Annotated in this window: 22 protein-coding genes; 14 read left to right on the plus strand and 8 right to left on the minus strand. The window is 64.8% G+C overall.

What is annotated here, in order from left to right:
• Positions 1–34: 34 nt before the first annotated feature.
• Positions 35–247 (minus strand): helix-turn-helix domain-containing protein, encoded by a 213-nt coding sequence (locus tag XH89_RS04225; protein ID WP_194465869.1) that lies wholly within the window; start codon positions 245–247, stop codon positions 35–37.
• Positions 248–501: 254 nt separating this feature from the next.
• Positions 502–1,908, minus strand: a complete 1,407-nt coding sequence (locus XH89_RS04230; RefSeq protein ID WP_194465870.1) for an NAD(P)/FAD-dependent oxidoreductase — start codon at positions 1,906–1,908, stop codon at positions 502–504.
• 199 nt (positions 1,909–2,107) lie between these two features.
• Here XH89_RS04230 and XH89_RS04235 point away from each other — a divergent pair, with 199 nt between their 5' ends.
• Positions 2,108–2,851 (plus strand): alpha/beta fold hydrolase, encoded by a 744-nt coding sequence (locus tag XH89_RS04235; RefSeq protein ID WP_194465871.1) that lies wholly within the window; start codon positions 2,108–2,110, stop codon positions 2,849–2,851.
• Positions 2,852–3,122: 271 nt separating this feature from the next.
• On the opposite strand, the gene XH89_RS04240 is transcribed toward XH89_RS04235, so the two are convergent.
• Entirely contained in the window at positions 3,123–5,144 is a 2,022-nt protein-coding gene (locus tag XH89_RS04240; RefSeq protein ID WP_194465872.1) for a YgiQ family radical SAM protein, read from the minus strand.
• 218 nt (positions 5,145–5,362) lie between these two features.
• On the opposite strand from XH89_RS04240, the gene XH89_RS04245 reads away from it, so the two are divergent.
• Entirely contained in the window at positions 5,363–5,551 is a 189-nt protein-coding gene (locus tag XH89_RS04245; RefSeq protein WP_194465873.1) for a hypothetical protein, read from the plus strand.
• Positions 5,552–5,710: 159 nt separating this feature from the next.
• The gene (locus tag XH89_RS04250) at positions 5,711–5,854 is read left to right on the plus strand and encodes a hypothetical protein (RefSeq protein ID WP_194468748.1); all 144 of its coding nucleotides are present in this window, start codon (positions 5,711–5,713) and stop codon (positions 5,852–5,854) included.
• Positions 5,855–5,860: 6 nt separating this feature from the next.
• Here the strand turns inward: XH89_RS04250 and XH89_RS04255 are convergent, their stop codons facing one another.
• Together XH89_RS04255 and XH89_RS04260 are read right to left on the minus strand one after the other, a co-directional pair.
• A complete protein-coding gene (locus tag XH89_RS04255) occupies positions 5,861–6,541 on the minus strand; it encodes a GntR family transcriptional regulator (RefSeq protein WP_194465874.1) in 681 nt (226 codons plus the stop codon).
• Between the two features lie 9 nt (positions 6,542–6,550).
• The gene (locus tag XH89_RS04260) at positions 6,551–7,963 is read right to left on the minus strand and encodes an FAD-binding oxidoreductase (RefSeq protein WP_194465875.1); all 1,413 of its coding nucleotides are present in this window, start codon (positions 7,961–7,963) and stop codon (positions 6,551–6,553) included.
• A 181-nt stretch (positions 7,964–8,144) separates the two neighbouring features.
• Between XH89_RS04260 and XH89_RS04265 the strand changes: the two genes are divergently transcribed.
• The 3 genes from XH89_RS04265 (at position 8,145) to XH89_RS04275 (ending at position 12,845) form a co-directional block, all read left to right on the plus strand.
• The gene (locus XH89_RS04265; RefSeq protein ID WP_194465876.1) at positions 8,145–9,029 is read left to right on the plus strand and encodes a dihydrodipicolinate synthase family protein; all 885 of its coding nucleotides are present in this window, start codon (positions 8,145–8,147) and stop codon (positions 9,027–9,029) included.
• A gap of 187 nt (positions 9,030–9,216) precedes the next feature.
• Entirely contained in the window at positions 9,217–11,550 is a 2,334-nt protein-coding gene (locus XH89_RS04270; RefSeq protein WP_194465877.1) for a TonB-dependent siderophore receptor, read from the plus strand.
• A gap of 38 nt (positions 11,551–11,588) precedes the next feature.
• Positions 11,589–12,845 (plus strand): PepSY domain-containing protein, encoded by a 1,257-nt coding sequence (locus XH89_RS04275; protein WP_194468368.1) that lies wholly within the window; start codon positions 11,589–11,591, stop codon positions 12,843–12,845.
• Here the strand turns inward: XH89_RS04275 and XH89_RS04280 are convergent.
• Positions 12,726–13,037, minus strand: a complete 312-nt coding sequence (locus XH89_RS04280) for a hypothetical protein (protein WP_194465878.1) — start codon at positions 13,035–13,037, stop codon at positions 12,726–12,728. The two genes, XH89_RS04275 and XH89_RS04280, sit on opposite strands and share 120 nt — an antisense overlap.
• A 65-nt stretch (positions 13,038–13,102) precedes the next feature.
• Between XH89_RS04280 and XH89_RS04285 the strand changes: the two genes are divergently transcribed.
• The 4 genes from XH89_RS04285 to XH89_RS04300 all read left to right on the plus strand — a co-directional run bounded on the left by XH89_RS04285 (position 13,103) and on the right by XH89_RS04300 (position 18,047).
• Positions 13,103–13,630: a hypothetical protein gene (locus XH89_RS04285; RefSeq protein ID WP_246767739.1), complete on the plus strand. Its 528-nt coding sequence runs from the start codon at positions 13,103–13,105 to the stop codon at positions 13,628–13,630.
• Positions 13,631–13,725: 95 nt separating this feature from the next.
• The gene (locus XH89_RS04290; protein WP_194465879.1) at positions 13,726–14,958 is read left to right on the plus strand and encodes a rhodanese-like domain-containing protein; all 1,233 of its coding nucleotides are present in this window, start codon (positions 13,726–13,728) and stop codon (positions 14,956–14,958) included.
• Between the two features lie 99 nt (positions 14,959–15,057).
• The gene (gene serA / locus XH89_RS04295; RefSeq protein WP_194465880.1) at positions 15,058–16,302 is read left to right on the plus strand and encodes a phosphoglycerate dehydrogenase; all 1,245 of its coding nucleotides are present in this window, start codon (positions 15,058–15,060) and stop codon (positions 16,300–16,302) included.
• Positions 16,303–16,388: 86 nt separating this feature from the next.
• Positions 16,389–18,047 carry a tannase/feruloyl esterase family alpha/beta hydrolase gene (locus tag XH89_RS04300; RefSeq protein ID WP_194465881.1) on the plus strand — a complete coding sequence of 553 codons (1,659 nt, stop codon included), beginning with the start codon at positions 16,389–16,391 and terminating at the stop codon, positions 18,045–18,047.
• A gap of 42 nt (positions 18,048–18,089) precedes the next feature.
• Here XH89_RS04300 and XH89_RS04305 read toward each other — a convergent pair whose 3' ends face one another.
• Together XH89_RS04305 and XH89_RS04310 are read right to left on the minus strand one after the other, a co-directional pair.
• Positions 18,090–19,688, minus strand: coding sequence for a DHA2 family efflux MFS transporter permease subunit (locus XH89_RS04305; RefSeq protein WP_194468370.1), 1,599 nt, complete (start codon positions 19,686–19,688; stop codon positions 18,090–18,092).
• On the minus strand, positions 19,654–20,901 hold the full coding sequence (locus XH89_RS04310; RefSeq protein ID WP_194465882.1) for an HlyD family secretion protein: 1,248 nt from the start codon (positions 20,899–20,901) through the stop codon (positions 19,654–19,656). The genes XH89_RS04305 and XH89_RS04310 overlap by 35 nt, the downstream gene beginning before the upstream one ends.
• A gap of 91 nt (positions 20,902–20,992) precedes the next feature.
• Between XH89_RS04310 and XH89_RS04315 the strand changes: the two genes are divergently transcribed.
• The 4 genes from XH89_RS04315 to XH89_RS04330 all read left to right on the plus strand — a co-directional run bounded on the left by XH89_RS04315 (position 20,993) and on the right by XH89_RS04330 (position 25,150).
• Positions 20,993–21,652 carry a TetR/AcrR family transcriptional regulator gene (locus XH89_RS04315; protein WP_194465883.1) on the plus strand — a complete coding sequence of 220 codons (660 nt, stop codon included), beginning with the start codon at positions 20,993–20,995 and terminating at the stop codon, positions 21,650–21,652.
• Between the two features lie 46 nt (positions 21,653–21,698).
• Entirely contained in the window at positions 21,699–22,160 is a 462-nt protein-coding gene (locus XH89_RS04320) for a MarR family winged helix-turn-helix transcriptional regulator (protein WP_194465884.1), read from the plus strand.
• Between the two features lie 12 nt (positions 22,161–22,172).
• Positions 22,173–22,943, plus strand: coding sequence for an enoyl-CoA hydratase (locus tag XH89_RS04325; protein ID WP_194465885.1), 771 nt, complete (start codon positions 22,173–22,175; stop codon positions 22,941–22,943).
• 125 nt (positions 22,944–23,068) lie between these two features.
• Positions 23,069–25,150 carry a methyl-accepting chemotaxis protein gene (locus XH89_RS04330; RefSeq protein ID WP_194465886.1) on the plus strand — a complete coding sequence of 694 codons (2,082 nt, stop codon included), beginning with the start codon at positions 23,069–23,071 and terminating at the stop codon, positions 25,148–25,150.
• The last annotated feature ends 73 nt before the right edge of the window (positions 25,151–25,223 follow it).

Here is a 25,223-nt window from a genome sequence, read left to right on the forward strand (position 1 = left end):
CGATTGGCCATGAACCTCGTCGGATGATTGCAGCTCAGGCCGCGTGTGGTCTCATCAGCGAAGTCGCGGATCTGCCGGCGGCAGTGTCGTCCCACCGGTCGGATGCCGCCTTCTTGTCCATGCTGGGTGGTTGACCGTACAAGCGGGTGTATTCGCGGCTGAACCGCGAGGCGCTTGCATACCCGACCTGGAAGGCAACCTGGCTCAAGGTCTCCCCCTTCAGGATCAGGCGGCGTGCCTCGATCAACCTGAGATGCTAACGTCAACCGGTTTCGGCATGCCCGATGCGCAAGGCTTTCTGCGATGTGTCGACAGGCACGGACAGACCGCGCCCGGAATGCGGCTGCTAAGCAACGCGGGGGGACCGGTGTTCTGCACAGCGGCGATCAGCGGTCGGTCACTGCGCCGCAGCAGCAGCCTTGTTCGACGTCGCAACAGCTGCCACCGCCTCAGCCAAAGCCTCAGCCGACGCCGCTGACCTCGCACCAGTCCGCTTGACGCTCAGGTGGAAACGGCCATTCGCGCGCTCACCTTGTCGATGATCGCCGGATCTCGCAGCACGGTCGGAGGCGCCATCAGATGATTGACCTCGGTCAGCAAACGATGCACGCCGGAATCCTCGATGGCGAGGCGCATCAGCGCGCCGCTGAACTGCATGCGCTTTGCGAAGTCCGCAGGGCGCGCGCCGCGGGTCTTGTCGTACATGAAGTCGCTCTCCGCCAACGACCATGGCGCGGCCAGAACACTCTGGATAGCTTCGAAGAATGCGCCCGCCAGACCCTCGAGAGGAGCGGCCGTGCCGACCCGCTCGTTCAGCAGCCGCCGGAGCACACCGACCTCCTGCGCGGCCACCGTCATCCCCTGTCCGTACGCCGGATTGAACCGGCAAATGACGTCGCCGATCGGAAGCAGCCCCTGTGGGAAGGCGGTCAGCGCCTCGAAGCGTCGACGCCGACTGCTGGGAAAGGCAAAGCGGTGAATGGCCCCGAGCGGGATCGCATCCTTGAGAGCGTCATAGATGGTCGAGGTGCGGAATGTCTTGGCAAAGGCGATGAACCCGGGCAGGTCTTCCGGCGGACCGTCGTTGTGCATTCCGTTCAAAGTCACCTGCCAGCTCCCGTTCTCGCACGGGAAAACGAAACCGCCACGACCACTTGCCGGAGCCGGGCGATGAATGACGCCGCGCCAGGAGCGCGACGCATTCTCTGAAAGCCGGAACAGGCCCGTTCCGTAGACGATGTCGACGCCGATATCCATTTCATCAGGACGGGGAATACCGCAGGCATCGAGCGACTCCAGCGTCATGTTGCCGCGCGAGGACGCATCGACGATGAGATCGGCGGTGATCTCCCTGGCAGTGCCGGCCTGCTCGTAAGTCAGCCCGGTGACGCGCTGACCGTCGGAGAGTTGAAGCTTCGTGACCCGGCACTGCGGTTGCAGATCGATGTTGACTTGCTTTGAAGTCAACGACCGCACGACGAACTCGAGCAGGGGCCTCGTCATGCACAAGGTATCGAATCCGAAATCCCGCTGTGGCCATGGATCGATCCCTGGCGTCTCGATCAGGATGTCGACTGCGGTCCTGGCCCGAACGGCGCCTGCAAGCTCGAGCTCACGCTCCAACTCGGGATACAAGCTGAGGAGCTCCAGGAGCCCCGCCTTGAGAAGAACATGGGCCTGCCGGCAATGCGGCGTCCCCACGCGCGGTTCGGCGCGATCGGCAAACGCATCGCGTTCCAGTACGGTGACTTTTACGAAATGGGATGACAGCAGTTTTGCCGTCGCGAGGCCGCCGATGCCTGCTCCAATGACAATGGCATGCGTGCCCAACAATTTGGACATTGCAATCTCCACTAAAAATAAGCACGGCGCCCGCGCTTTCGTGCGGAGCCGGACAATGATCGACAATATGCTCTCAGGTTGATGCACCTTCCCGACAATGTCAATCGGAGCGAGCCGCCGGGAGACGATCTCATCGCAAGGACGCCCAATCAGGCGTATCCGTTCGGAAAGCGCGCCGGCTATCCCAGGGTATGTCGAGCCGATAAGGTGCGTCTCCAGGCCTCGCGCGCCGTCCGGCCGTCATTTCCAAGGAAGGATGTGTTCGATGACGATTGTTCTTGTTCACGGAAACCCCGAGACCGCGGCCATATGGGATGATCTGGTGCCACATCTTCGTAGCGGCGAGGTCGTTCGCTTGTCGCCGCCCGGGTTCGGCTCCCCAATACCTGCGGAGTTCGCGTGCACCACCGATGCTTATCGGGACTGGCTCGCCGGGGAATTGACCAGACTTCCGCAACCCATCGATCTGATAGGCCACGATTGGGGCGGCGGCCACGTCTTGCGAATCGCGATGGAGCGCTCGGACCTGATCCGGTCGTGGAGCAGCGACATTCTGGGATGCTTCGATCCTGATTATGTCTGGCATGACCTCGCGCAGGTCTGGCAGACGGAGCAGGTGGGTGAGCAGGCACTTGCGGAAATGGCGAATGTGCCTGCGCAGGCGCGTATCGAGCGCTTCGTCAGCCTCGGCATGACGCCGGCGATCGCAGCTCGGGTGGTCGCGGGGCGAAATGAGGGTCTGGGCCGGGCCATCCTGACCCTGTACCGATCAGCTGCTCAGCCCGTCATGCGCGACCTTGGACGTGGATTGCACAATGCCGCTGCGAAGCCGGGCCTAGCCGTCATTGCAACGGAGGATGGATATTGTGGCGGCGAGACGCTGGCGCGCCGTTCCGCCGAACGCGCCGGCGCAAAGGTCGCGATTCTGAACGCTGGCCACTGGTGGATGTGCCAGCAACCGAAACAGGCAGCAGACGCGATTAATGCGTTCGTGACGAGCTTGAGCTGACGGCCATTCTCGTTGGGGCAGTCATCCTCGAACGGACCAAAGGCGCCGCTTGATCCCGCATGCCGCGACGATGACATCATGCACCTGTTTTGCCCGACGAGTCAAATCGATTTGCGGTTTTCAGAAATTTCTGACAACAAGCCCAATCGCGATAATTGCTTGCCCGCGCTGCAGGCCGTTGATTTCGCTAGGCCCGGCTACTGTGCATGGGGTTGTTTCGCGCTTTGCGGGGTAGCCATGATGGCTTCAGGCGAGATCCGACTTTCGCCCGCTACTTCATCACCCGCAGACCCTTGGTCGTGAACTTCTGCGTCCTGCCGCCTGATCGAACGGGGCGCCTGGTGCCGGCGGCCTTGCCGGTGCCGGGCGGCTGGTGCGCCGGCACCAGCTGGTGAGGCTGCGAGCCGATCAGGTCGCGGCGGCCCATCTCGATCAGGGCTTCGCGCAGCACCGGCCAGTTGTCGGGGTCGTGATAGCGCAGGAACGCCTTGTGCAGGCGGCGCTGGCGCAGGCCCTTGATCGCTTCGACCTTGTCACTGCCGCCGTGGCGCACGCCGCGCAGCGGATTGACGCCGGTGTGGTACATCGCGGTGGCGGTCGCCATCGGCGAGGGCAGGAAGGTCTGCACTTGATCCGCGCGATAGCGGTTCTTCTTCAGCCACAGCGCGAGGTTCATCATGTCCTCGTCGGTCGTGCCCGGATGCGCCGCAATGAAATAGGGGATCAGATAATATTTCTTGCCGGCGCGTTCGGCCGCTTCGTCGAACATCCGCTTGAACTTGTTGTAGGCGCCGATGCCCGGTTTCATCATCTTGTCGAGCGGGCCGCGCTCGGTATGTTCAGGGGCGATCTTCAGATAGCCGCCAACGTGGTGGGTGACGAGCTCCTTGATGTATTCGGGGCTCTCGACCGCGAGGTCGTAGCGCACGCCCGAGGCGACCATCACCTTCTTGATGCCCTTGGTCTCGCGCACCTTGCGATAGAGCCGGATGAGATCGTCATGCGAGGTGTTGAGGTTCGGGCAGATCTCCGGGAAGACGCAGGACGGCCGCCGGCACGCGGCCTCGACCTTCGGATCCTTGCACGCCATCCGGTACATGTTGGCGGTGGGGCCGCCGATGTCGGAGATTACGCCGGTGAAGCCCGGCGTCTTGTCGCGGATCTTCTCGATCTCGCGCAGGATCGATCCCTCGGAGCGGTTCTGGATGATGCGGCCCTCGTGCTCGGTGATCGAGCAGAAGGTGCAGCCGCCGAAGCAGCCGCGCATGATCGTCACCGAGAACTTGATCATGTCCCAGGCGGGAATCTTGGCATCGCCATAGGACGGATGCGGCGCGCGGGCGTAGGGCAGGTCGTAGACCGCGTCCATCTCCTCTGATGTCAGCGGGATCGGCGGCGGGTTGAGCCAGAGATCGCGGTCGCCGTGGCGCTGCACCAGCGGCCGCGCATTGCCGGGATTGCTCTCCCGGTGCAGCACGCGCGAGGCGCGGGCATAGGCTTCCTTGTCCTGCTCGACCTGCTCCAGCGCCGGCAGGCGGATCACGGTCGCACCCTTCTGGCGCGTTGCGCCCTCGTCGGCGGAATCGAGATCGTCGGCGTGCAGCTCGGCATAGTCTTCAGGCACGCGGCGGAACAGTGCGACGCCCCTGATGTCATCGAGCTCGCGCGGTGCTTCGCCGGCGGCGAGCCGCTGCGCCACTTCGACGACGGCGCGCTCGGCATTGCCGTAGAGCAGCAGGTCGGCCTTGGCGTCGGCCAGCACCGAGCGGCGCACCTTGTCGGACCAGTAATCGTAATGCGCGATCCGGCGCAGCGAGGCCTCGATGCCTCCGAGCACGATCGGCACGTCCTTGAACGCCTCGCGGCAGCGCTGGGCGTAGACGATGGTGCAGCGGTCCGGCCGCTTGCCGCCTTCGCCGCCGGCCGTGTAAGCGTCGTCGCTGCGGATGCGGCGGTCCGCGGTGTAGCGGTTCACCATGGAATCCATGTTGCCGCCGGTGACGCCGAAGAACACCCTTGGCTTGCCTAACGCCCTAAACGGCTCGGCCGAATGCCAGTCCGGCTGCGCGATGATGCCGACCCGGAAACCCTGCGCCTCGAGCAGCCGGCCGATGATGGCCATGCCGAAGCTCGGATGGTCGACATAGGCGTCCCCGGTCACCAGCACGATGTCGCATTCGTCCCAGCCGAGCGCGTCCATCTCGGCGCGGCTCATGGGAAGGAAGGGCGCGGGCTGGCGCGGGCGCGCGCTCGCCATCAGGGGCTTTGCGGCGGTGATGATCTGGGTGTCCATGGGGGCAAGGGATAAGACTCTGGCCCCCCGAATTCAACCGGCGGGAGCGTGAAAGATGCCGGTTCCGTGGCCGTTTGGGCGCATTAACCCTTCGCCAGCGCCCGCCGGAGCTCGCCGCCGTGGCCGGCTCGCCGCAGTGCCCTCAGTTATGTGATGCCATCCACAGACCGGCCGGCCGCGCTTTGCCCATCCTCCCGTCAGTTTCAAGGGAGAGACCCATGTTCTTTCTGATCGACGCATTGCTGGCTCTGACGATCCTGTTTTTCCTCTTTCTGCCGATCTGCGATCGCAGGACGGTGCGGATGCGGCTCCGCATGCTCTGCGCATTGCTGGCGCTGTTCTCGGTCTCCGCCACGCATACGCATGTTGCCCCGGTGCAGCTCGCGGGTCTTGTCGCCACGCATTGAGTGGTCCCGCCAGCGGTTCATTCATAGGAACCATCTGCCTTCCCTCACATTCTGACCTAAGGGATCGTGGCGGGCCCGGCGTGCGCGCGCCCGTGCCCAGGATCTGCCTCGATATTCGCCTCGGGCGATGGGGGAACTGTGAGTACAGTCATAGAGAACTTGCTGTCGCGTAAGCAGAAGCTTGTCGAACAGCTCGACAAGGCGCAGTCGGTCGAGGACCGCGACAAAATTGAGCACCAGCTCGAACAGATCAACACCGCGCTGGATTTTCTGGACAGGCCGGGATCGAAGGGCGGGGAATAGAACCGCTCAATTCGCCGCCGGCGTCTCGACCTTCAAGGCCTTGGCGTAGACCACGCCCGAATTGGTGATGTGCGTCGTCATCGCCGCTTCAAACGCCGCGAAATCCCCGCGTGCGAACAGATCGCGCAGCTTGCGGTGCTCGTCGAATGACGAGCGGGTGCGCACGTCGATCGGCGAGGTGAGGTTGGTGCGCAGCGCGGCGACGCGCCCCGAGACGAGCTGATAGGATTCGACGAGATAGCGATTGCCGCAATGCGCGAACAGGCCCTCGTGAAAGGCGGCGTCGGCGCGGCCATAGGCGATGTTGTCCTTGGCCTCGACCGCCGGCTCCATCGCCGCGATCGCCTCGTTCAGCGTCGCGACGGCACCCATGCGGTCGTGGCGAAAGGCGAGCTCCGCGGCCTTTGGTTCGAGCGCGATGCGGAAGGTGCAGAGCGCCTCGATGTCCTCGGCGCTCGGCGTGAATACAAAACTGCCGACTTGTGGCCGGATCACCACCAGCCCCTGTGCCTGCAGCTGGCCCATCGCCTCGCGTACCGGCGTGCGGCTGACGCCGAAGGAATTGGCCACCATCTCCTCCGCGATGGCGGCGCCGAGCGCGAACTCGCCGTCGATGATCGCCTGCCGCAACCGCAGCATCACCCGCTGTGACAGCGATTTCGGCGCATCGAGCTTGAGCGATCGCATTGGGCGCTCTCAGATGACCTTGCCGGGGTTGAGCAGATGATCAGGATCGAGCGCGGCCTTCAGCGTCCGCATCAAGGCGATCTCCGCCTCGCTGCGGGCGTGTCCAAGCCATCTCTTCTTCAACGTGCCGATGCCGTGCTCGGCGGAGACGCTGCCGCCCATGTCGCGCACGAGGCCGTAGATGATCTCGTCCATCTCTTCCTTCGGCTGTTGCTCGACCGGAAGCCCTGTGACCCAGGACACGAGATGCAGATTGCCATCGCCGATATGGCCGTAATAGACGCTCTCGCAGCCCTTGATGCCGTCAGCGAGCGCCGCCTTGCAGCGCGTGGCGAACTCGTCCATCCGCGCCACCGCTAATCCAATGTCGTAGGAGATGTGCGGTCCCAGCACCTGGCCGAACTCCGCGCAGATGTCGCGCACGCGCCAGAACGCTTGCGTCTGCGCCAGCGATTGTGCCACCGCGGCGTCGACCAGCAGCCCGCGCTCCATCAGTTCTTCGAGCCAGGCCTGGAAGCGCGGCGCATCGACGCTCTCGTCGGTGCCCTGCGCTTCGACCAGCACGTAGAGGCCCCGGCCGGCGGCGACCGGCGGCTTGACGCCGGCGCGATTCGTGATCACGTCCCAATAGTCCGGCCACATCACCTCGAACGCCGACAGCAGAGGGCCGAGCCCGCTGCGCGCGGCGCCGAGCAATTCGATCACCGCGGCATAGTTCTTCAGCGCGCAGAGCGCGGCCATGGTCGAACGCGGCTTCGGGAATAGTTTCAGCGCCACGCGGGTGATGATGCCGAGCGTGCCTTCCGAGCCGATGAAGAGGTGCTTGAGATCATAGCCGGCATTGTTCTTCATCAGCTTGTTGAGGCTCGTGATGATGGTGCCGTCGGGCAGCACCACTTCGAGACCGAGCACCAGCTCGCGGGTCATGCCGTAGCGGATCACGCGATTGCCGCCGGCATTGGTCGAGAGATTGCCGCCGATGGCGCAGGACCCGCGCGAGCCGAGGTCGAGCGGAAAGAAGAAGCCGGCCTCATCGGCTGCTTTCTGAATCGTCTCCAGCGGCGTGCCTGCTTTCACCGTCATCGTCATCGAGGCGGGATCGATCTCTTCGATGCCGCTCATGCGCTCCAGCGAGATCGCGACCCAGCCGGCTTCGGGCGCGGCGCCGCGACACAGTCCGGTCAATCCGCCCTGCGGCACGAAGGGCAGGCGTGCCTGGCGGCAGGTCGCAATCGCATCGGCGACGCCCTGCGCGTTCCGCGGGCGGATCACTGCCAGTGGCGTCTGCGGAAGGCTCGCGCTCCAGTCGTTGCAATTGCGTGCGGGCACGTCGCCGTCGGTCAGAACGGCCGCGTCACCGAGCTTGTCGCGCAGCGCTGCGAGCAATGCGTCGGGCGGTGCGACGGGCGTCACCATGTCCATGAGAGACCTCTTGCAGATCTGGCCGGGGCGGGCGCCCGAGGCGGGCCCCTTCCGGTGGGGAATTGCATCCTTCTTGTATGTAAGGTACAAGATAAAAAGTAAAGCAAAAACAAGGCTCCGATCGCCCTCGAAGATCGTTATGGATCAGGGACTTATTCGGGCCGCAACAATGGATAGTGCTATGACGGAGGCAATTCGCGGGTTCTGGGTGGCGTCGGCGACGCCGTTGGCGATGGATGGCAGCGTGGACGCCGCCAAGCTTGCCGCTCATGCCAAGAGTCTCTTCGGCAAGGGCGTGGACGGCGTCGTGCTGTTCGGCACCACCGGCGAGGGCACCTCCTTCAACGTCACCGAACGCATCGCCACCATCGAAGCCGTGCTCAAGGCCGGCGTACCGGCGGAGCGCATCGGCATCGGCGGCGGCTTTCCCGCCATCAGCGACAGCATCGCGCTGACGCGCGCCGTGCTCGGCCTCGGTCTGCGGCACGTGCTGGTTCTGCCGCCCTATTTCGATCGCAGCGTCACGCCCGCCGGTATCGAAGACGCGTTCGCCGCGATTATCGACGCTGTCGCCGACGATCGTCTACGTGCCTATCTCTATCACATCCCGCAGATCTCGGGCGTCGCGATCCCGACAAGCGTTGCCGCGAACCTGCGCAAGCTTTACGGCAAGGTGGTTGCGGGTCTCAAGGACTCCAGCGGCGACTTCAAGCAGTTCCAGGCATTCCGTGCCGCCGCGCCCGAGCTCGCCATTACCGTCGGCAACGAAACCGACATCGCGCGCGCGATCGCTGGCGGCGGCGCCGGCACCATTTGCGGCATGGCCAACATCGCGCCGGAGCTGGTCAAGGCGATGATCGACGGCAAGGATGTCGAAGCGCGCATGCAGGCTGCGGTCGACATCGTGGTGAAATCGCCATCCTTTCTCCCGACGCTGAAGGCCATTCTCGCCGCGCAGACCGGCGATGCCGGCTGGCTGCGCGTGCGGCCGCCACTGCGTGCATTGTCAGACGGTGCTGCCCTCAAGGCAAAGCTCGACGAGCTGACCAGCCCCGCGATCGCCTGAGATCCCAGCAATGCTGCGACACGTCGCCGCGAATTCGCGCGCGGCGTGTCGCGATGGCCATTCGACGCTGGTCTCAGTCTAGAACGATTCAACACTAGAGCTATTCAAGTCCACCCACGGTTCTCTTCATTCGCAGCCGCTGCTAGATGCGCTCGCGTCAATGCTGTGATTTGGAAGTGAATCGAAAGTGCGTGCCTCTGTGGATGGCCTTCGCGTCAGCGGTCATCGAATTCGCGCCGGCAAGTGCCGCGCAAGCCTTCTCATCGGAGCGGCCGTGCTGCTCGCCGAATACCCGTCCAGCACGACCGTCGCGGAAGCGCAAACGGCGCTGCCGCCGGTGAACGTAGATGCCCCGACGCAGCGGCCGAAGCCGTCGCGCGCGTCGCTGCCGTCGCAGCGACGGACACAGGCGGTTGTACGCCGTAGCCCAACGGCTGCTCCACCTGCGTCCCCGACATTGTCCGAACGTGCTGCGGCAGACGCTGCCGCACAACAGGCCGCCAAGCTCGGCTATCGCGCGATGCCAAGCGCGAGCACGCTGCGTTCGGGCGCATCGCCGCTCGATACGTCGCAATCCGTCAACGTCGTGCCAGCACAAGTCCTGAAGGATCAGTTGCCGCGCAACATCGACGATGCGCTGGTCAACATCAGCGGCGTCACCCAGACCAACACGCTCGCCGGCACCCAGGACGCGGTGATCCGCCGTGGCTTCGGTGACAATCGCGACGGCTCGATCATGCGCAACGGCATGCCGTTGGTGCAGGGGCGCAGCCTCAACGCGGCCGTCGACAGTGTCGAGGTGCTGAAGGGGCCGGCCTCGCTGCTCTACGGCATCATGGATCCCGGCGGAATCGTCAACACGATCAGCAAGCGTCCGGAGCTCTACCGGCACGGCTCGGTCACGCTGCTTGGATCGACCTACGCCAACAACCGCAACGGTGCCGACGGCACGCTCGACGTCACCGGTCCGATCGGCAACAGTGGTCTTGCCTATCGCTTCATCGGTTACGGCGTCAGCGAGGATTACTGGCGCAATTTCGGCCGCCATCGTGAAATGCTGATGAACCCATCGCTCGCCTGGTATGGCGAGACCACGACGGTCCAGCTCACCTATGAGCATCGCGAGTTCATCACTCCGTTCGATCGCGGCACCGCTTTCGTCAAAGGCGCGCCGCTGGCGATCCCTGCGACGCGCCGGCTCGACGAGCCCTTCAACAACATGTGGGGCACGTCCGACCTGGTGCAGGGCTCGATCGAGCAGAAGCTCGACGACACCTGGAAGGTCACGGCGGCCTACAGCTACAACACCGAAACCTACAGCGCCAACCAGCTCCGCATCACCGGCGTCAATGCCGCGACCGGCGTCGAGACCCGCAGCAATGACGGCACCCAGAACTCGCTGAGCAACGCCAGCTACGGCACCTCCTATGTGCAGGGCGACGTGTGGGCTGGCGGCTTCCGCAACGAGATCCTGTTCGGCGGCGAGGCGCTGTATCGCACCATCGATCGCCGCGATCTGATCCGCCAAGCGACGCCGAGCTTCAATTTCTACAATCCCGTCTACGGGCTGGTCACACCGGGTACGACCGTTTCGGCTGTCGATAGCGAGCAGACCGACAAGCTCGGCACGCGTGGCTTCTTCGCCCAGGACACGTTGCATCTGACCAACTGGCTATCCGTGGTGGCCGGCCTGCGCTGGATGCAATACGAGCAACTCGCCGGAAAGGGCCGGCCTGTCTTCATCACCAACACCAACCTGGCCGGTGACAAGGTGCTGCCGCTTGGTGGCGTCATCATCAAGTTGAACGAAGAGCTCTCCTATTACGTGAGTTATACGCAATCGCTGAAGCCGACTTCGACCATTGCGGCGTTCACCGGTGCTCCGGCCGGCTTCGTCGTCGACTCCACCATCGCGCCCGAAGAGGGAACGCAGTGGGAGACCGGCCTGAAATTCGACGTCAACAAGCGTCTGTCGGGCACTGTGGCGGTCTACGACATCCAGAAGAAAAACGTGCTGGTGGTCGATGACCTCGGCGGCGGCAACAAGGCAGCGCGTACCTCGGGCGCTGCGCGGTCGCGCGGTGTCGAGCTGGACGTCACCGGCAGGCTGACGGATGAATGGAGCATGATCGTCAGCTACGGCTATACCGACGCGCGCCTGATCAACGATCCCCTCGTCGGCGACGCAAAACTGCTGAACGTCGCAATGAATACGGCATCGCTCTATCTCGTCTACGATTTCGGCGACCGGCTGCCAGGGCGCCTGCGGCTTGGCGGCGGCGCGCATTATGTCGGTGATCGGCCGGGCGACTCCGCCAACACCTTCTTCCTGCCGGCCTACACCGTTGCCGACATCTTCGCGACCTACGACACCAGGATCGACAAGGTGCCTGTCACCTATCAGTTCAACGTCAAGAATCTGTTCGACAAGGTCTACTACACCTCCACCACGGGGAGCGCGCTGAACGTCGCGATGGGCGATGGCCGTCGCATCTCGCTGTCGGCGACGGTGAAGTTCTAGCCATGGCGATACGACGACAGGGCGAGAAGGGCGCGCCGATGCACAGGCTCGGGCCCGTAATCAAGGCTGCACTGCTCCAGCTCCATTCCATCGCTGGCCTCGCGCTGGTCCTGCCGCTCTGCCTGATCGCACTGACTGGCTCGATCATGAGCTTTGAGGACGAGATCGTCGACCATCTGAATGCCGGCATCATGCAGATCGCGCCACGAGCGATGCCGGCGCTGCTGCCTGACGAACTGATCTCGCGCCTGAAGACCGTGCCGGATGCCGGCAAGGTCGCGGCCATCACGCTGTCGAGTGACCCGTCCGCCGCCGTGCACATCCGCTTTGCGCGTGACGATCAGGGTGTGCGGCCGTCATCGTTCTATGTCGATCCCTATGACGGCAGCGTTCTGGGCGTTCCGCGCGGCGAGGACTTCTTTGCGACGGTACGCCGGCTGCATCGCTGGCTATTGATCCCGGGCGATGCCAAGGGTTGGGGACGCCAGATTACCGGCGGTGTCGCGCTGGGCCTGATCGTGATGGTAGTCTCGGGCCTCGTGCTGCGCTGGCCGCGTCGGGCAAGCAGCGTGAAGATGTGGCTGAAACCAAATTTGGGCCTCCGTGGCCGTGGCTTGCACCGTTCGCTGCACGCCGTCATCGGCACTTGGGTGCTGCCGATCTATCTGGTGATGACACTGACCGGGCTCTGGTATTCGTTCGAATGGTACAAGGACGGCGTCGTTTGGCTGCTGCCGCGCCCGCATGTGGCGGCCGCGAGGATGCAGTCCAGGCAGCGTCCAGCCGAGCGTCCCGAATTTGCGCAGAAAGTCGGCTTCGACCGCGCCTGGTCGACCCTCCAGCGTGAGGAGAGCGACGGATTCGCCAAGGTTCAGCTGACGCTACCGGTGGGCGCCGGCACGGTGATGCGGATCCGGTCGTGGCCGAAGGACTCCACGCTCGAAAGCATGCGCGACGAATTCCGCATCGATGCCGCTACCGGCCAGCTGATCTCCGCGGAACGCTATGCCGACAAGACCTTGGGCGAGAAAGCCATCGTAGGCGTGCTCGACATCCATCGCGGCGCGATCCTGGGCTGGCCCGGCAAGCTTGCATTCATGATCGCCGCGGCGCTGATGCCGCTGTTTGCGATCACCGGCGTGCTCCTGTACCTGTCGCGCCGCAGGCTGCGGCCATCACACCAGCGCGCAGCGCTCGGCGATGATGCCGCCGATCGCGCGGGCGAACGGCAACTCGCAGCCTTGGGCGATGCCGAGGGTGAGCTCGACGGCGTTGAGCTGCGGCAGGTCCACTAGATCGCTCGCGTGCTGCAGCGATTTGCGCATCCCGAGCTTGACCGGCAGTGCCGCATAACCGAGCCCGGCTTTGACGGCGCCGACCAACGCAGAGAGGCTGCGCGCCTCGCAGGCGATGCTCCATTCGCGCCCCATCAAGCGCAGGCTGCGCAGCGCTTCGACGCGATAGGCGCAGCCTTCCGCAAAGGCCACTAACGGAAGCCGTGGTCGGCCATACCCTGCTGGAGCGCGCCCGTGGCCGCGTGCTTGGACCGACCGTGAAGGACGCCGAGCTGGTCGCCCATGCGCGGGACATGATCGTCCTGAACGAGCGCGCGGTTGCGGCGATGCGGCAGTGCTGGCGGTCGGACCGCTTCGAACCTCGTCCCGGCGATCTGGTACAAACTCCTGGATGGTTCCGGGAGATGATGATGTCGCTAAACCGACGCCCGCTGAAAGGCACGATCTGCGTTGCCGTGCTTCTCGGCCTGTTCGAGACGCCGATCCGTGCAGAGCCTGTCTGCAAGGAGCCGGACATGGGGTCGAAGGAGGCCCCGATGCTCTCGCCGCCCACGTTGAATGTGGTGACGGGAGCAGGGCGGCTGCAATTCTACTCGGCGCCGAACGCCGACTGCTCGATGAAGGGAATCTTCGTCATCCCCAAAGATGAGCTGATCGCCTACGCCCGAACCGACGATGGCTGGTCATCGGTGATGTATATGAATCCGAGAACGACAGACAGCGTATCCGGCTGGGTGAGGTCGGAACGATTGAAGCAAACCGGAACCGTTGGGCCGAAGCAATGACGGTCTGAGCGCAGAGTGGCTAGCCAACGCCGCCGCAATGGTCCAAAAGCGTCCGGATCCATCGGCGCAACAGGGCCTTCAAGGCACGCTTTCCTATGACCATTCCCGGCGTAACTCCGGCCGACATTCGCCGCGCGCTGCTCTTGCGCGACGAGATCGCGCTGCTCGATCTCAGGTTTGAGGCGGCCTTCGCCACCGGCCATCCATTGTTCGCGGCCAATATGGCCGTGGACCGGGTCGCGATCGAGGCTGCGGTGCGGCTGCCGCGCAAGGACGTGCCAATCGTGCTCTATGACGATGGCGAGGGACTGGTCGCTGATGGTGCCGAGCGCCTTGCCTCGCTCGGCTACACCAACGTCTGCGCGCTCGACGGTGGACTGAAGGCCTGGCGCGCGGCGGGCTATGAGGTGTTCGAGGACGTCAACTCGTATTCCAAGGCCTTCGGTGAGCTGGTCGAGGCGCGCCGTCACACGCCGTCGTTCAGCGCCGACGAAGTGGCAAAGCTGATCGCGGACAGGGCCAATATCGCTATCCTCGACGTTCGCCGTTTCGACGAATATGCGACCATGAACATTCCGGGCTCGGTCAGCGTGCCCGGTGCCGAACTGGTGCTGCGGGCCGGGCAGGCGGCGCCCGATCCTGAAACCACCATCATCGTCAATTGTGCCGGCCGCACCCGTTCGATCATCGGCACTCAGTCGCTGATCAATGCCGGCGTGCCCAACAAGGTGCGAGCGCTGCGCAACGGCACGATCGGCTGGACGCTGGCGCGCCACACGCTCGATCACGGCGCCGACAGGCGTGGCGCGATCGGGTCGTTCGAGGCCGGCCCGGCCAATGCCCGCGATGTCGCCTATCGCGCCGGCGTTCGCCACATCGGCGCGAGCGAGATGTCGGCCCTGGTCGCGGAGACCGGTCGTACGCTCTATCGCTTCGACGTGCGCGATGCCGAGGAATATGCCGCCGGTCATCTCCCCGGCTTCCGCCACTATCCCGGCGGCCAGCTCGTGCAGGAGACCGACATGGCAGCTCCAGTGCGCGGCGCGCGCATTCTCTTGACCGACGACAGGGGCGTGCGCGCCGATATGACGGCGTCCTGGCTCGCGCAAATGGGCTGGGAGGTCTATGTGCTCGAAGGCGGCTATGGCGGCACACTCGAGGTCGGCCCGCCGCTGGTGCTGCCGAAGCCCGACCCGGCGCATCGCTACCGCCGGCCCTATGAGGGCACTGATGTTGCGGAGAAGGCGATGCAGGCCTATCTCGACTGGGAATACGGCCTGGTCGAGCAGCTCCGCCGCGACGGCACGCACGGGTTCTACGTGATCTGACTACCGTCAAGTCAGGATATCCCCGTATCCAAACCCTATTGTGCTGCACGGCGTCCGCGGTCTAAGAGCTGCGACAAAGCCGCCATTCATGGAGATTGTATGCCAGCCCCAGGCCAAAGCCCTGAGCGGAGCGCGAAGGCGCTGCTGCTTGAAGGTGTCAACGACAGCGCCGTGGATCTGTTCAGGAGCGCGGGCTTCACCAATGTCGAGCGCCTGACCAAGGCGCTGGACGGCGAGGCGCTGCGTCAGGCGCTCAAGGGCGTCTCGCTGCTCGGCATCCGCTCCCGCACCCAGATCACCGACGAAGTGCTGCAAGCTGCCGACGGGCTGCTCGCGATCGGCTGCTTCAGCGTCGGCACCAACCAGGTCGACCTCCTGGCAGCGCGCAAGCGCGGCATTCCGGTGTTCAACGCGCCGTTCTCCAACACGCGTAGCGTCGCCGAGCTCGTGATCGGCGAGATCGTGATGCTGCTGCGGCAGATCTTTCCGCGCTCGGTCTCGGCCCATGAGGGCGGCTGGGACAAATCCGCAGCCGGCAGCCGCGAGGTACGCGGCCGCACTCTCGGCATCGTCGGTTACGGCAATATCGGCTCGCAGCTCTCGACCCTTGCAGAGGCCATGGGCATGCGGGTGATCTATTACGATCGCACCGACAAGCTCCGCCACGGCAACACCGAGCCGGTCGAGAAGCTGGAAGAGCTGCTGGCGCAGAGCGACGTCGTCAGCCTGCATGTGCCGGAGACGCCGGAGACCGCGGGCATGATCGGCGAGAAGGAGCTGCGCACGATGAAGCCGGGCTCGTTCTTCATCAACAACAGCCGCGGCACCGTTGTCGATCTCGGCGCGCTCGCGGGCGCGTTGCGCGACGGTCACATCGCGGGTGCGGCGATCGACGTGTTCCCGGTCGAGCCGTCGTCGAATTCGGAACGCTTCAAGAGCCCGGTGCAGGGCCTCGCCAATGTCATCCTCACCCCGCATATCGGTGGCTCCACGGAAGAGGCGCAGGAGCGCATCGGCGGCGAGGTGGCGCGCAAGCTCGTCGACTATTTCATTACGGGATCGACGATGGGCGCGGTGAATTTCCCGGAGGTGCAGCTGCACTTGCGTCCCTCCGGCGCGCGCTTCAGCCATGTTCATCGCAATGTGCCGGGCATGCTGCGCCGGCTCAACGAGGTCTTCCTCGAGCGCGACATCAACATCGCCGCGCAATATCTGGAGACGTCAGGCGACCTCGGCTACGTCGTGCTTGATGCCGATCTCGGCGGCCAGGATTCCGGCGCGCTGCTGGCGCAGATCCGCGGCCTCGAAGGCACCGTCGGCGCGCGGCTGGTGTTCGAGCACTAGCGCTTTGTTGACGGCAGGCGGAAGGTCGCATTGAATACGGCCTCCTGTCGGATTGAACCAGAACAGAAAATCTCGGGGTGGAAACGATGGCGCGATCGAATGCGATGTTGTGCGCGTGGCTCGTGGTGACGGCGGCGCTGGGAGGGACCGGCGCGTCCGCGGCGACATTGGCGGAGGATGCGGACACTGCCTGCAAGGGTCTCGTCGGCGGCGCCGATGCCGTCAAGATCGATTCCGCTGTGTTGCAATCGCCGTCGCAACTGGTCGTCGCCGAACGCGGCCCGACGCCGTCGGGGCGCATCACGCCGGCCAATCCCGCCTTCTGCAAGGTGCTCGGTCACATCGATCCCGTCGATCCCAAGGCGCCGCCGGTCAAATTTGAAGTCAATCTGCCCGTCGAGTGGAACGGGCGCTCGGTGCAATATGGCGGCGGCGGTTTCAACGGCGTGCTGATCACTGGCCTCGGCCTGCCGCCGGCCTATCCCTTCGGCAAGCCGTCGCCGCTTGCGCGCGGCTTCGTCACTTACGGCACCGATTCCGGCCACGAGTCCAAACCGGGCGAGCCGCCGCAGCTGTTCGCCTTGAATGACGAAGCGTTCGAGAATTTCGCCCACCGTGCCTATAAGAAGGTGCGCGACGCCGCGGTCGTGCTGATGCAGCGCGCCTACGGCAAGCAGCCCGAGAAGATGTACTTCATGGGTTCGTCCGAAGGCGGCCGCGAAGCCCTGACCATGGCACAGCGCTATCCCGACGATTTCGACGGGATCTTTGCGCGCGTGCCCGTTATCAACTGGGTCGGCCTGCAGCATGCAGGGACCCGCTCCGGTCTTGTCACCATGGGCGAAGGCTGGATCAATCCGGCGCAGGTCAAGCTGGTCGGCGATGCGGTGCGGGCGGCCTGCGACAAGGCCGACGGGGCCGACGATGCGCTGGTGCAGGATCCCGTCGGCTGCAAGGCGTCGTTCAAGGTCGAGACGTTGCGCTGCGCCGACGGCAAGAGCGGCGACCAATGCCTCACCGACGCGCAGATCAAGGCCGTGAACACGCTGCACGCAACCTATAAGTTCCCGTTCACGCTCGCCAACGGTCTCGACGACTATCCGGGCTGGGGCGTGTCGGGCGAGGACACGCCGGCGGCCGGCCCGACCGGCGGCTGGATGGCGTGGTGGCTCGGCACCGCGCCACCGGCGCAGCCGCCTGCCCGCAACAATGGCATTGCCTGGATCTATGGCGCCGGCGGCATTCAATACGTGTTCGCGCGCGATCCCAAGCTCGACGTCACCACCTACAAGGTGGAGGACCACAAGGCGCGGCTGCTCGAGGTCTCGGCGCTCATGGATTCGACCGATCCCGATCTCAGCCGTTTCCGCGCCCGTGGTGGCCGGCTGATCATGCTCGAGCACATGGCCGACTACGCGCAGAGTCCGTATGCCGGTATCCGCTATTTCGAGAGCGTGGAGCGCAAGCTCGGCAAGGCCGAGACCGCCGAGTTCGCGCGGCTCTACACCGCACCCGGCGCCGACCATACCGGCTCCGGCGCACCCGGCAATGTCGACATGCTGAGCGTGCTGGTCGACTGGGTCGAGAAGGGCAAGGCGCCCGGAGATCTCGAAGTCGCCGAACAAAAGGTCGAGGCGCCGTCATTCGCGGTGACGCGCGCGATGCCGCTGTGCCGCTGGCCGGCTTGGCCGCACTACAAGAGCGGCCCGGTGACGGAGGCGGCGAGTTTTAGCTGCGCGCCGTAAGCTTTTGGCTTTCGCCTCTCCCCGCGCGGGGACAGGAAGAGTCTAATGCGCGCCACCGCCACCCGCCGCCTTCACCCGCCGCGTCAGCAGCACCGCGATCGCGGCGAGCACCAGCACGGCGCCGATCACGGCAAAGGTGTCGGAATAGCCCATAACCAGCGCCTGGCGCTTGACGGCCTTGCCGAGCGCGATGATCGCCTGTTCGCGGGCGGCGTTGGGGTCGGGCACGCCGTGGGCCATGAAGTAGTCCGTCATCTGCGCGATACGGGCGCGCACCTCCTCACGGCCGAGCGTGACCGACTGGCCGATGATGTTGGAATGGAACTGCTCGCGCTTGGTGATGATGGTCGCGAGCGTCGCCGTGCCGATCGCGCCGCCGAGATTGCGGAACATGTTGCTGATGCCGGAGGCCGCGGCCGCATCCTGTGGCGCGATGCCGCCTGTCAGCACGGAGGTCAGCGGCGTCAGCACCATGGCCTGTCCCACAGCGCGCACGATGTTCGGGATCCAGAGCTGGTCGCCGGCATAGTCCGGTGACATCGCTGTGTTCATGAAGCAGCTATAGGCGAAGATCAGGAGGCCGGTGATGGCGATGTAGCGCGTGTCGAAGCGCTGCATCAGTTTCGGGATCAGCGGGATCAGCACCAGCTGCGGCAGGCCGGTCCAGGCCAGCACATTGCCGATCTGCTCGGCGTTGTAGCCCTGGGCCTGGCCGAGATAGGCCGGCAGGATATAGACCGAGCCGAACAGGGCGAAGCCGACCATGGTCATCGCGATCGTGCCGAAGCCGAAATTGCGCTGGGTCAAGAGGCGGAGCCGGATCAGCGGCTTCTCGATCGTGAGCTCGATTGCGACGAACAGCGTGAGGCTGACGGCCGCGATGACCGCGAGCTTGACGATGAGGGGCGAGGAGAACCAGTCGTCCTTGTTGCCTTCCTCGAGCACGGCCTGCAGGGCCGACAGCCCGATCGCCATGGTGATGATGCCGGCCCAGTCGCCTTCCCTCAGAAGGCCAAGCTGCATCTTCTGCCGCTCCAGCGTCAGATACAGCGCGGCCACCATCACCGCGGTCGGGAGCACGTTGACGAAGAAGATCGTGCGCCAGCCATAGGTCTCGGTGAGATAGCCGCCGATGGTCGGGCCGATCGCGGGGGCGAAGGTGACGGACAGCGCGAAGATCGCAAGACCGACCGGTTGTTGCGGCTTCGGCAGCTTGGTCAGCACCAGCGTGAATGCCATCGGGATGAGGACCCCGCCGGCAAAGCCCTGCAGGCCGCGCATCGCGATCATCGACGGCAGGTCGTGGGTGAAGGCGCAGGCGACGGAGAAGGCGGCGAACAGCGTCGCGCTCGCGAGCATGTAACGGCGGAACGTGAACACGCGGCTCAAATAGTCGGTCAGCGGAATCACGATGATCTCGCCGATCAGATAAGACGTCGAGATCCAGGAGCCGTTGTCGACGCCGGTGCCGATGCCGCCCTCGACGTTGAGCAGCGATGCGTTGGTGATCTGGATGTTCAGGATCGCCATGAACGAGCCGATCATGGCGGCGAGCACGGCGATCCAGGTCGCGAGGTTGGCGCGATTGGGGTCGCTGATCGGTCGATCAGACGTCGCGGCCGATATGGCTTGCGTCGACAATGAGAGGCTGTTTGACATGGCACGACCCTCCGGAAACGAGCTTGGCCTTGGGCGTGTCGGCCGCGTTCGCGGTCGGCGCGGTCGAACGTGTTGCGATCGTCGGGATCACGGACATGCCGGGCCGCAGCGCGATCGCGGGTCCACGCTCGGCATCGAGCGCGATCTTGACGGGGATGCGCTGCACCACCTTGGTGAAATTGCCGGTGGCGTTGTCGGGCGGCAGCAGTGCGAATTCCTGGCCGCTGGCGGGCGCGATGGAATCGACGTGGCCGTGCACGATTTTGCCCGGAAACATGTCGACCTCGATATCGACGGCCTGGCCGGACCTGACGTGAGTGAGCTGCGTTTCCTTGAAATTGGCGACGACATAGGCACCCTCGGCCGGCACGATCGACATCAGCTGCGTGCCCGCTTGCACGAACTGGCCGACCCGCAAGGAGCGATTTCCGACCACGCCGTCGATCGGAGAGACGACGGTGGTGTAGCCGAGGTTCAGCTCGGCCTGGTGTTGCACGGCTTCCGCGCGGGCAGCAGTGGCCCTGGCTTGCACGATCTCCGCCTTGAGAAGGTCGATTTGCTTGAGAGCCGATGCGAGATTGGCGGTATCGCGTTCGAGCGTCGCCTGTGCAGTGGCAATGCGTGATTGCGCCTGTTGCGCGTTCTGCACGCTGCCGGAGCCAGTCGCGGCGAGATCGGTGTAACGCTTGTTGTCCTGTGCGGCGAAGGTGAGGTTGGCCTGATCGACGTCGAGCGTGGCATGCGCCGCCTTGATCACCGCCTGCTGCACCTCGATCTGCGCTTCCTTGCTGGCGATGGTGGCGTTCGCCGCCAGCACATCGGCCTTGGCCTGGTCGAGTGCGACCTTGAAGTCGCGATCGTCGATCCGGGCCAGCACCTGGCCGGCCTTCACATGCTCGTTATCGGCGACCAGAACGCCGTTGAGATAGCCGCTGACCTTCGGCGCGATGGTGGTGTTGTCCGCCTTCACATAGGCGTCGTCGGTCGAGACGAGATACTGGCCGACGGTCCAGTAATCGTAGCCGTACCAGCTCGCGCCGGCCAGCGCGACGGCCGCTGCGCCCATCAGCAACAGCTTGCGAAGATTGAGCTTTTTACGGACGGCGACGGCTGATGGGCCGGGCAGGACACCCTCCAGGGCGGTCGCGGGAAGGGCGGTCTGGGCGGCGGAAGATGGGGTGGTGTGAACGGTCATGGCCGGCTCCCCTGAATTAGGAAACTTGACGATTTCCAAAATGAGATTAGCTTTGGAATTGTCAATGGAATGACAGGCATCATTTAAAGACATGGCTCAGGCAAGACCGTCAGAAGAGAGGCGCCCGCGCGGCCGGCCGCCGGTGCGCAGCGACGAGGAGACGACGCGAATTGTCCTCGACGCTGCGCGCCATGCGTTTGCCGTCGAAGGCTACGCTGCGACCAGCACCGAAGAGCTGGCGCGCTGCGCCGGCATTTCGACGAAGACGCTCTATCGCCTGTTCCCGGGCAAGGCGGCGCTGTTCGAGGCCATGTGCGCCGACAGGCTCGAGCGGCTGCTCTCTGCCGTCGATCTTCAGGCCAGCGATGACGTCGACATCGAAACGGGCCTGCGCGCCGCGCTGATGGCCTGCGCCGATCTCGCGCTCGATCCCGAGGTCGTGGCGTTGCAACGCATGGTGCTGCAGCAGTCCACCACGTTTCCCGAGCTCGCGGCAAACTTCTATCACAACGGCATTGCCCGTACGGCCAAGGCGCTTGCCGGCTGGCTGCGCCTTCAGGTCAAGCGCAAGCGCATCGTCCTCGGCGACGCGGAAGAAGTCGCCGGCATGCTGATCGGCATGGTCGCATCGGCGCCGCAGCGCGCGGCGATCTATGGCGGCGCACCTCTGCCGTCACGCAAGCAGATCGAGCGTCGCGTGGAGACCTGCGCGGTCTTGTTCCTCGACGGTTGTCGCGTCAAATCGCCCTAGCAGGCCGGCCTTTGACAAGCCGGTCCATCTCGGATAGATATTTCGCATGCGAAATAAAGAGTCCGCAGCGCGGCACCATCGCCTGATCTATCTGCTGAACGTCGCGCAACGCCGCCTGCAGCGCTGGATGGCGGCGCAGCCCCAGAATGAGGTGACGCCGGCGCAGGCGGGGCTGCTGTTCATCCTCGGGAAGCAGGACGGCGTTCTCATGGGCGAGGCCGGGGCGGCGCTCGATATGGGTCCGGCCGGGATATCCGGCTTGGTCGATCGCAGCGCCGCGGCGAAACTGGTCGAGCGGCGTGCCGACCGCGAGGACGGCCGCGCCTGGCGCGTGTGGCTGACGCCGAAGGGCCGCAACGTGCTGGCGCAGGCGAAGAGCGACGCGGCTGCGGTCAATGCCGCGCTGACGGAAGGATTTACCAGCGCCGAGATCGACATCGTCGCGCGCTGGCTGACGAGCATTCAAGACAAGTTTCCAAGAGACATCACAAGAGATCCAGAGGAATAAGAGGAGACACTCATGACCGAGCATGTGCGGCTTGAAAGCAATGGCGGAATTCTCACGATCACGCTGGCGCGTCCCGACAAGAAGAACGCGCTGACGGATGCGATGTATGGCAAGCTCGCCGACACCATCGAATCCGCCGAGTTCGATCCGTCCGCGCGCGTATTGCTGATCCGCGGCGAGGGCGACATGTTCACCGCCGGCAACGACGTCGGCGAGTTCGCGGCCGTGGCGAGCGGCAAGTCCGAAGGCAGCCGCAACGTCGGCCGCTTCATCCAGTCGCTGGCGCGCTGTACCCAACCGCTGGTTGCGGCCGTGCAGGGCCGTGCCGTCGGCGTCGGCACCACGATGCTGCTGCATTGCGATCTCGTCGTGCTCGCCGAGAATACTCAGTTGTCGACGCCCTTTGTCAGCCTCGCGCTGGTGCCGGAGGCCGCCTCGAGCCTGCTGATGCCCGCACGTATCGGCTATGCCCGCGCCTATGAGATGTTTGCGCTGGGCGAGACCGTGCCGGCCAAGGCTGCGCTGGAATGGGGGCTTGCCAACCGCGTGGTGCCGCTCGACCGGCTCGATGCCGAGGCCCTCACACTTGCCCAGCGCCTGGCCCGACAGCCGGCCGGCGCGCTGACCGCGACCAAGAAGCTGATGCGCAATGGCGAGGCGCTGGTCGCCCAGATGTTGGAGGAAGGTGAGCAATTCGCGCAGCGCTTGCGCACGGCCGAGGCGCGCGAGGCATTCACGGCATTTGCCGAGCGGCGCCCGCCCGACTTCACGAAGGTTTCGTGACGCTTGGAAGGCAGCTTAAGGTTTTCGCAGATCGGGAATTCCCTGCATTTGACCAAAACCTTAACGGAACTTTGGCATGTAGCGGTGCAGGGTTGCCTCTCTTGGAAGAGTAGGCCCTTGTCCCCATGGCAATGTTTAAGAAATCGGTAAGTTCGCTTCTCCTGGTGTTGATGGCCCTGCTGGCGGCCGGTGCGCTCGCCAGCACGGCGATCCAGATGATCGGGGCCTTCGGCCGGTACAGCGACAGTCTCGAGACCGCGCGGCTTGCTGCCGCCGACAAGGCAATCTTCCATGGCGTCCTGTCCCTGCGTAACAATCGCGGCGACGCTCAGAGTGCGCTGCTCGGCGACGACGATGCCCGTCCAAAGCTTGCCGAGGCCGAGAAGGCGGAGCAGGGTGGCTATGATCGCGTCACCGCCGCGATGGCCAGCGTCAACTTCGCCCGCCGCGATGAGCTTGCGAGCACGCTGAAGCAGCGCTGGGGCGAGGCGGCGCCGCAATTCCAGTTGTTCTACGACGAAGCCAAGCGTCCGCGTGCCGAACGCAAGATCGAGCGGACCAATTCCTGGTACGATGCCGTCACCAAGGTCATCGATGCGGCGAACCTCGCCTCCACCGCTGTGTCGAACCGCGCCTGGATGGACGATCCCTTCATTGCCCGCATGATCCAGGTCCGCCGTCTCGCCTGGCAGGTGCGCGACCGCTACGGAATCCATTGTTCGGCCTTGCGCTCGAACGTCAACAGCAGCAAGCCGCTGGACGACAATCAGAAGCGCACGCTGGCGCAATGGGACGGCACCATCAATTCCGGCTGGTCCGGCATGGACGAACTGTTGGCCTCGCCCGACGTGGCCGCAGAGCTGATCACCGCCGCCAAGGAGGCGCGCACCAAAACGACCGGTGTTCTCAAGCAGATCGGGGATATCACCAAGAATTTTGACGGCAGCGGCAAGCCGGCGATGGCCGCCTCGGATTGGAACGCGCTGTGCCAGTCGCCGTTCGCGCCTATCGTCGCCGTCGCGAACAAGGCCCTGGACCAGTCGATCGCGCGGGCGGAAACGGTGCAGGCGAAGGCGCTGACCAATCTCATGCTGCAATCGCTGGCCTTCCTAGCGGCGCTCGCGGTGACGCTCGCTGGCGTCTACGTCGTGCGCAATCGCCTCATGCGTCCGGTGCGCGCCATCCTGGACGCGATCGCCCGTATGAGCGCCCGCGACTATGTGACGCCGGTCCCGCAATCCCGATATCCCGACGAGTTCGGCACCATGGCGGCCGCGCTCGAAAGCCTGCGTGAGAGCGCGGCCACCGCGGAACGCCTTGGTCAGGAACGCGAATCGCAGCAGGCGCTGCAACTCGCCCGCTCCGGCAGCGTGGATGCCGCCTGCCGCAGCTTTGACGATACGGTGCAGGCCGTGATCCAGAGCGTCGCCGCGTCGGCGAAGGAGCTCGATGCCACCGCGACCGACGTGCGCTCGCTGGTGTCGGAATCGAGCAGCCAGACCGCAGCGGTCTCGTCCGCTGCCGAGCAGGCCACCAACAATCTCGAGACCATCGCGGCCGCGACCGAAGAACTCTCGGCCTCCGTCGGCGAGATTTCCGCGCAGGTGCAGGCCAGCGCCCGCGAGGCGCGCGAGGCCGTGACGCAGGCCGAGCAGACCAATGCCACGGTCGAGATCCTCGACCAGACTGCAAGCCGCATCAGCGAAGTCGTGAAGATGATCCATGCCATCGCCGGTCAAACCAATCTGCTCGCGCTGAACGCCACCATCGAAGCAGCCCGCGCGGGAGAGGCCGGCCGCGGCTTTGCCGTGGTCGCGGGAGAGGTCAAGAGCCTCGCCTCGCAGACCGCAACCGCGACCGAAGAAATCTCGCGCCAGGTCGAGGAGATCCAGGGGGCGACCGGCCAGGCGGTTGCCGCCATCCGTTCGATCGGCGGTGCCATCGGCGGCATCGACGAGAAGATGACCGCGATCGCGGCTGCCGTCGAACAGCAGCGTGCCGCCACCACCGAGATCTCCCGTAATTTCCAGCAGGCCGCCCAGGGCACCCGCGAGGTCACCGACACGATCGGCAGCGTCGCCAAGCTCAACCAGGAGACCGGCAATGCCGGCACGGTGCTGTTCCAGTCCGTGACCAAGATGTCTGCCGACGCCGATCGCCTCCGCGTCGCGGTCGAGGGCTTCCTCGGTGCGGTGAAGTCCGCCTAAACCCTCAGTCCCTGTTCCACGCACGCGCATTGGCATTGCGGCGCGTGCGTGCGCCCTGTAAATGGTAGCGGTA

The organism is Bradyrhizobium sp. CCBAU 53340 (assembly GCF_015291645.1).
Classification (GTDB): Bacteria; Pseudomonadota; Alphaproteobacteria; order Rhizobiales; family Xanthobacteraceae; genus Bradyrhizobium.

What these genes read in the sequence shown, in the direction of transcription:
- XH89_RS04235 (WP_194465871.1), top strand. Translation starts at nt 2,108, where the DNA reads ATGACGATTGTTCTTGTTCACGGAAACCCCGAGACCGCGGCCATATGG.
- XH89_RS04240 (WP_194465872.1), bottom strand. Translation starts at nt 5,144, where the DNA reads ATGGACACCCAGATCATCACCGCCGCAAAGCCCCTGATGGCGAGCGCG.
- XH89_RS04245 (WP_194465873.1), top strand. Translation starts at nt 5,363, where the DNA reads ATGTTCTTTCTGATCGACGCATTGCTGGCTCTGACGATCCTGTTTTTC.
- XH89_RS04255 (WP_194465874.1), bottom strand. Translation starts at nt 6,541, where the DNA reads ATGCGATCGCTCAAGCTCGATGCGCCGAAATCGCTGTCACAGCGGGTG.
- XH89_RS04260 (WP_194465875.1), bottom strand. Translation starts at nt 7,963, where the DNA reads ATGGACATGGTGACGCCCGTCGCACCGCCCGACGCATTGCTCGCAGCG.
- XH89_RS04265 (WP_194465876.1), top strand. Translation starts at nt 8,145, where the DNA reads ATGACGGAGGCAATTCGCGGGTTCTGGGTGGCGTCGGCGACGCCGTTG.
- XH89_RS04275 (WP_194468368.1), top strand. Translation starts at nt 11,589, where the DNA reads ATGCACAGGCTCGGGCCCGTAATCAAGGCTGCACTGCTCCAGCTCCAT.
- XH89_RS04290 (WP_194465879.1), top strand. Translation starts at nt 13,726, where the DNA reads ATGACCATTCCCGGCGTAACTCCGGCCGACATTCGCCGCGCGCTGCTC.
- serA (WP_194465880.1), top strand. Translation starts at nt 15,058, where the DNA reads ATGCCAGCCCCAGGCCAAAGCCCTGAGCGGAGCGCGAAGGCGCTGCTG.
- XH89_RS04300 (WP_194465881.1), top strand. Translation starts at nt 16,389, where the DNA reads ATGGCGCGATCGAATGCGATGTTGTGCGCGTGGCTCGTGGTGACGGCG.
- XH89_RS04310 (WP_194465882.1), bottom strand. Translation starts at nt 20,901, where the DNA reads ATGACCGTTCACACCACCCCATCTTCCGCCGCCCAGACCGCCCTTCCC.
- XH89_RS04315 (WP_194465883.1), top strand. Translation starts at nt 20,993, where the DNA reads ATGGCTCAGGCAAGACCGTCAGAAGAGAGGCGCCCGCGCGGCCGGCCG.
- XH89_RS04320 (WP_194465884.1), top strand. Translation starts at nt 21,699, where the DNA reads ATGCGAAATAAAGAGTCCGCAGCGCGGCACCATCGCCTGATCTATCTG.
- XH89_RS04325 (WP_194465885.1), top strand. Translation starts at nt 22,173, where the DNA reads ATGACCGAGCATGTGCGGCTTGAAAGCAATGGCGGAATTCTCACGATC.
- XH89_RS04330 (WP_194465886.1), top strand. Translation starts at nt 23,069, where the DNA reads ATGGCAATGTTTAAGAAATCGGTAAGTTCGCTTCTCCTGGTGTTGATG.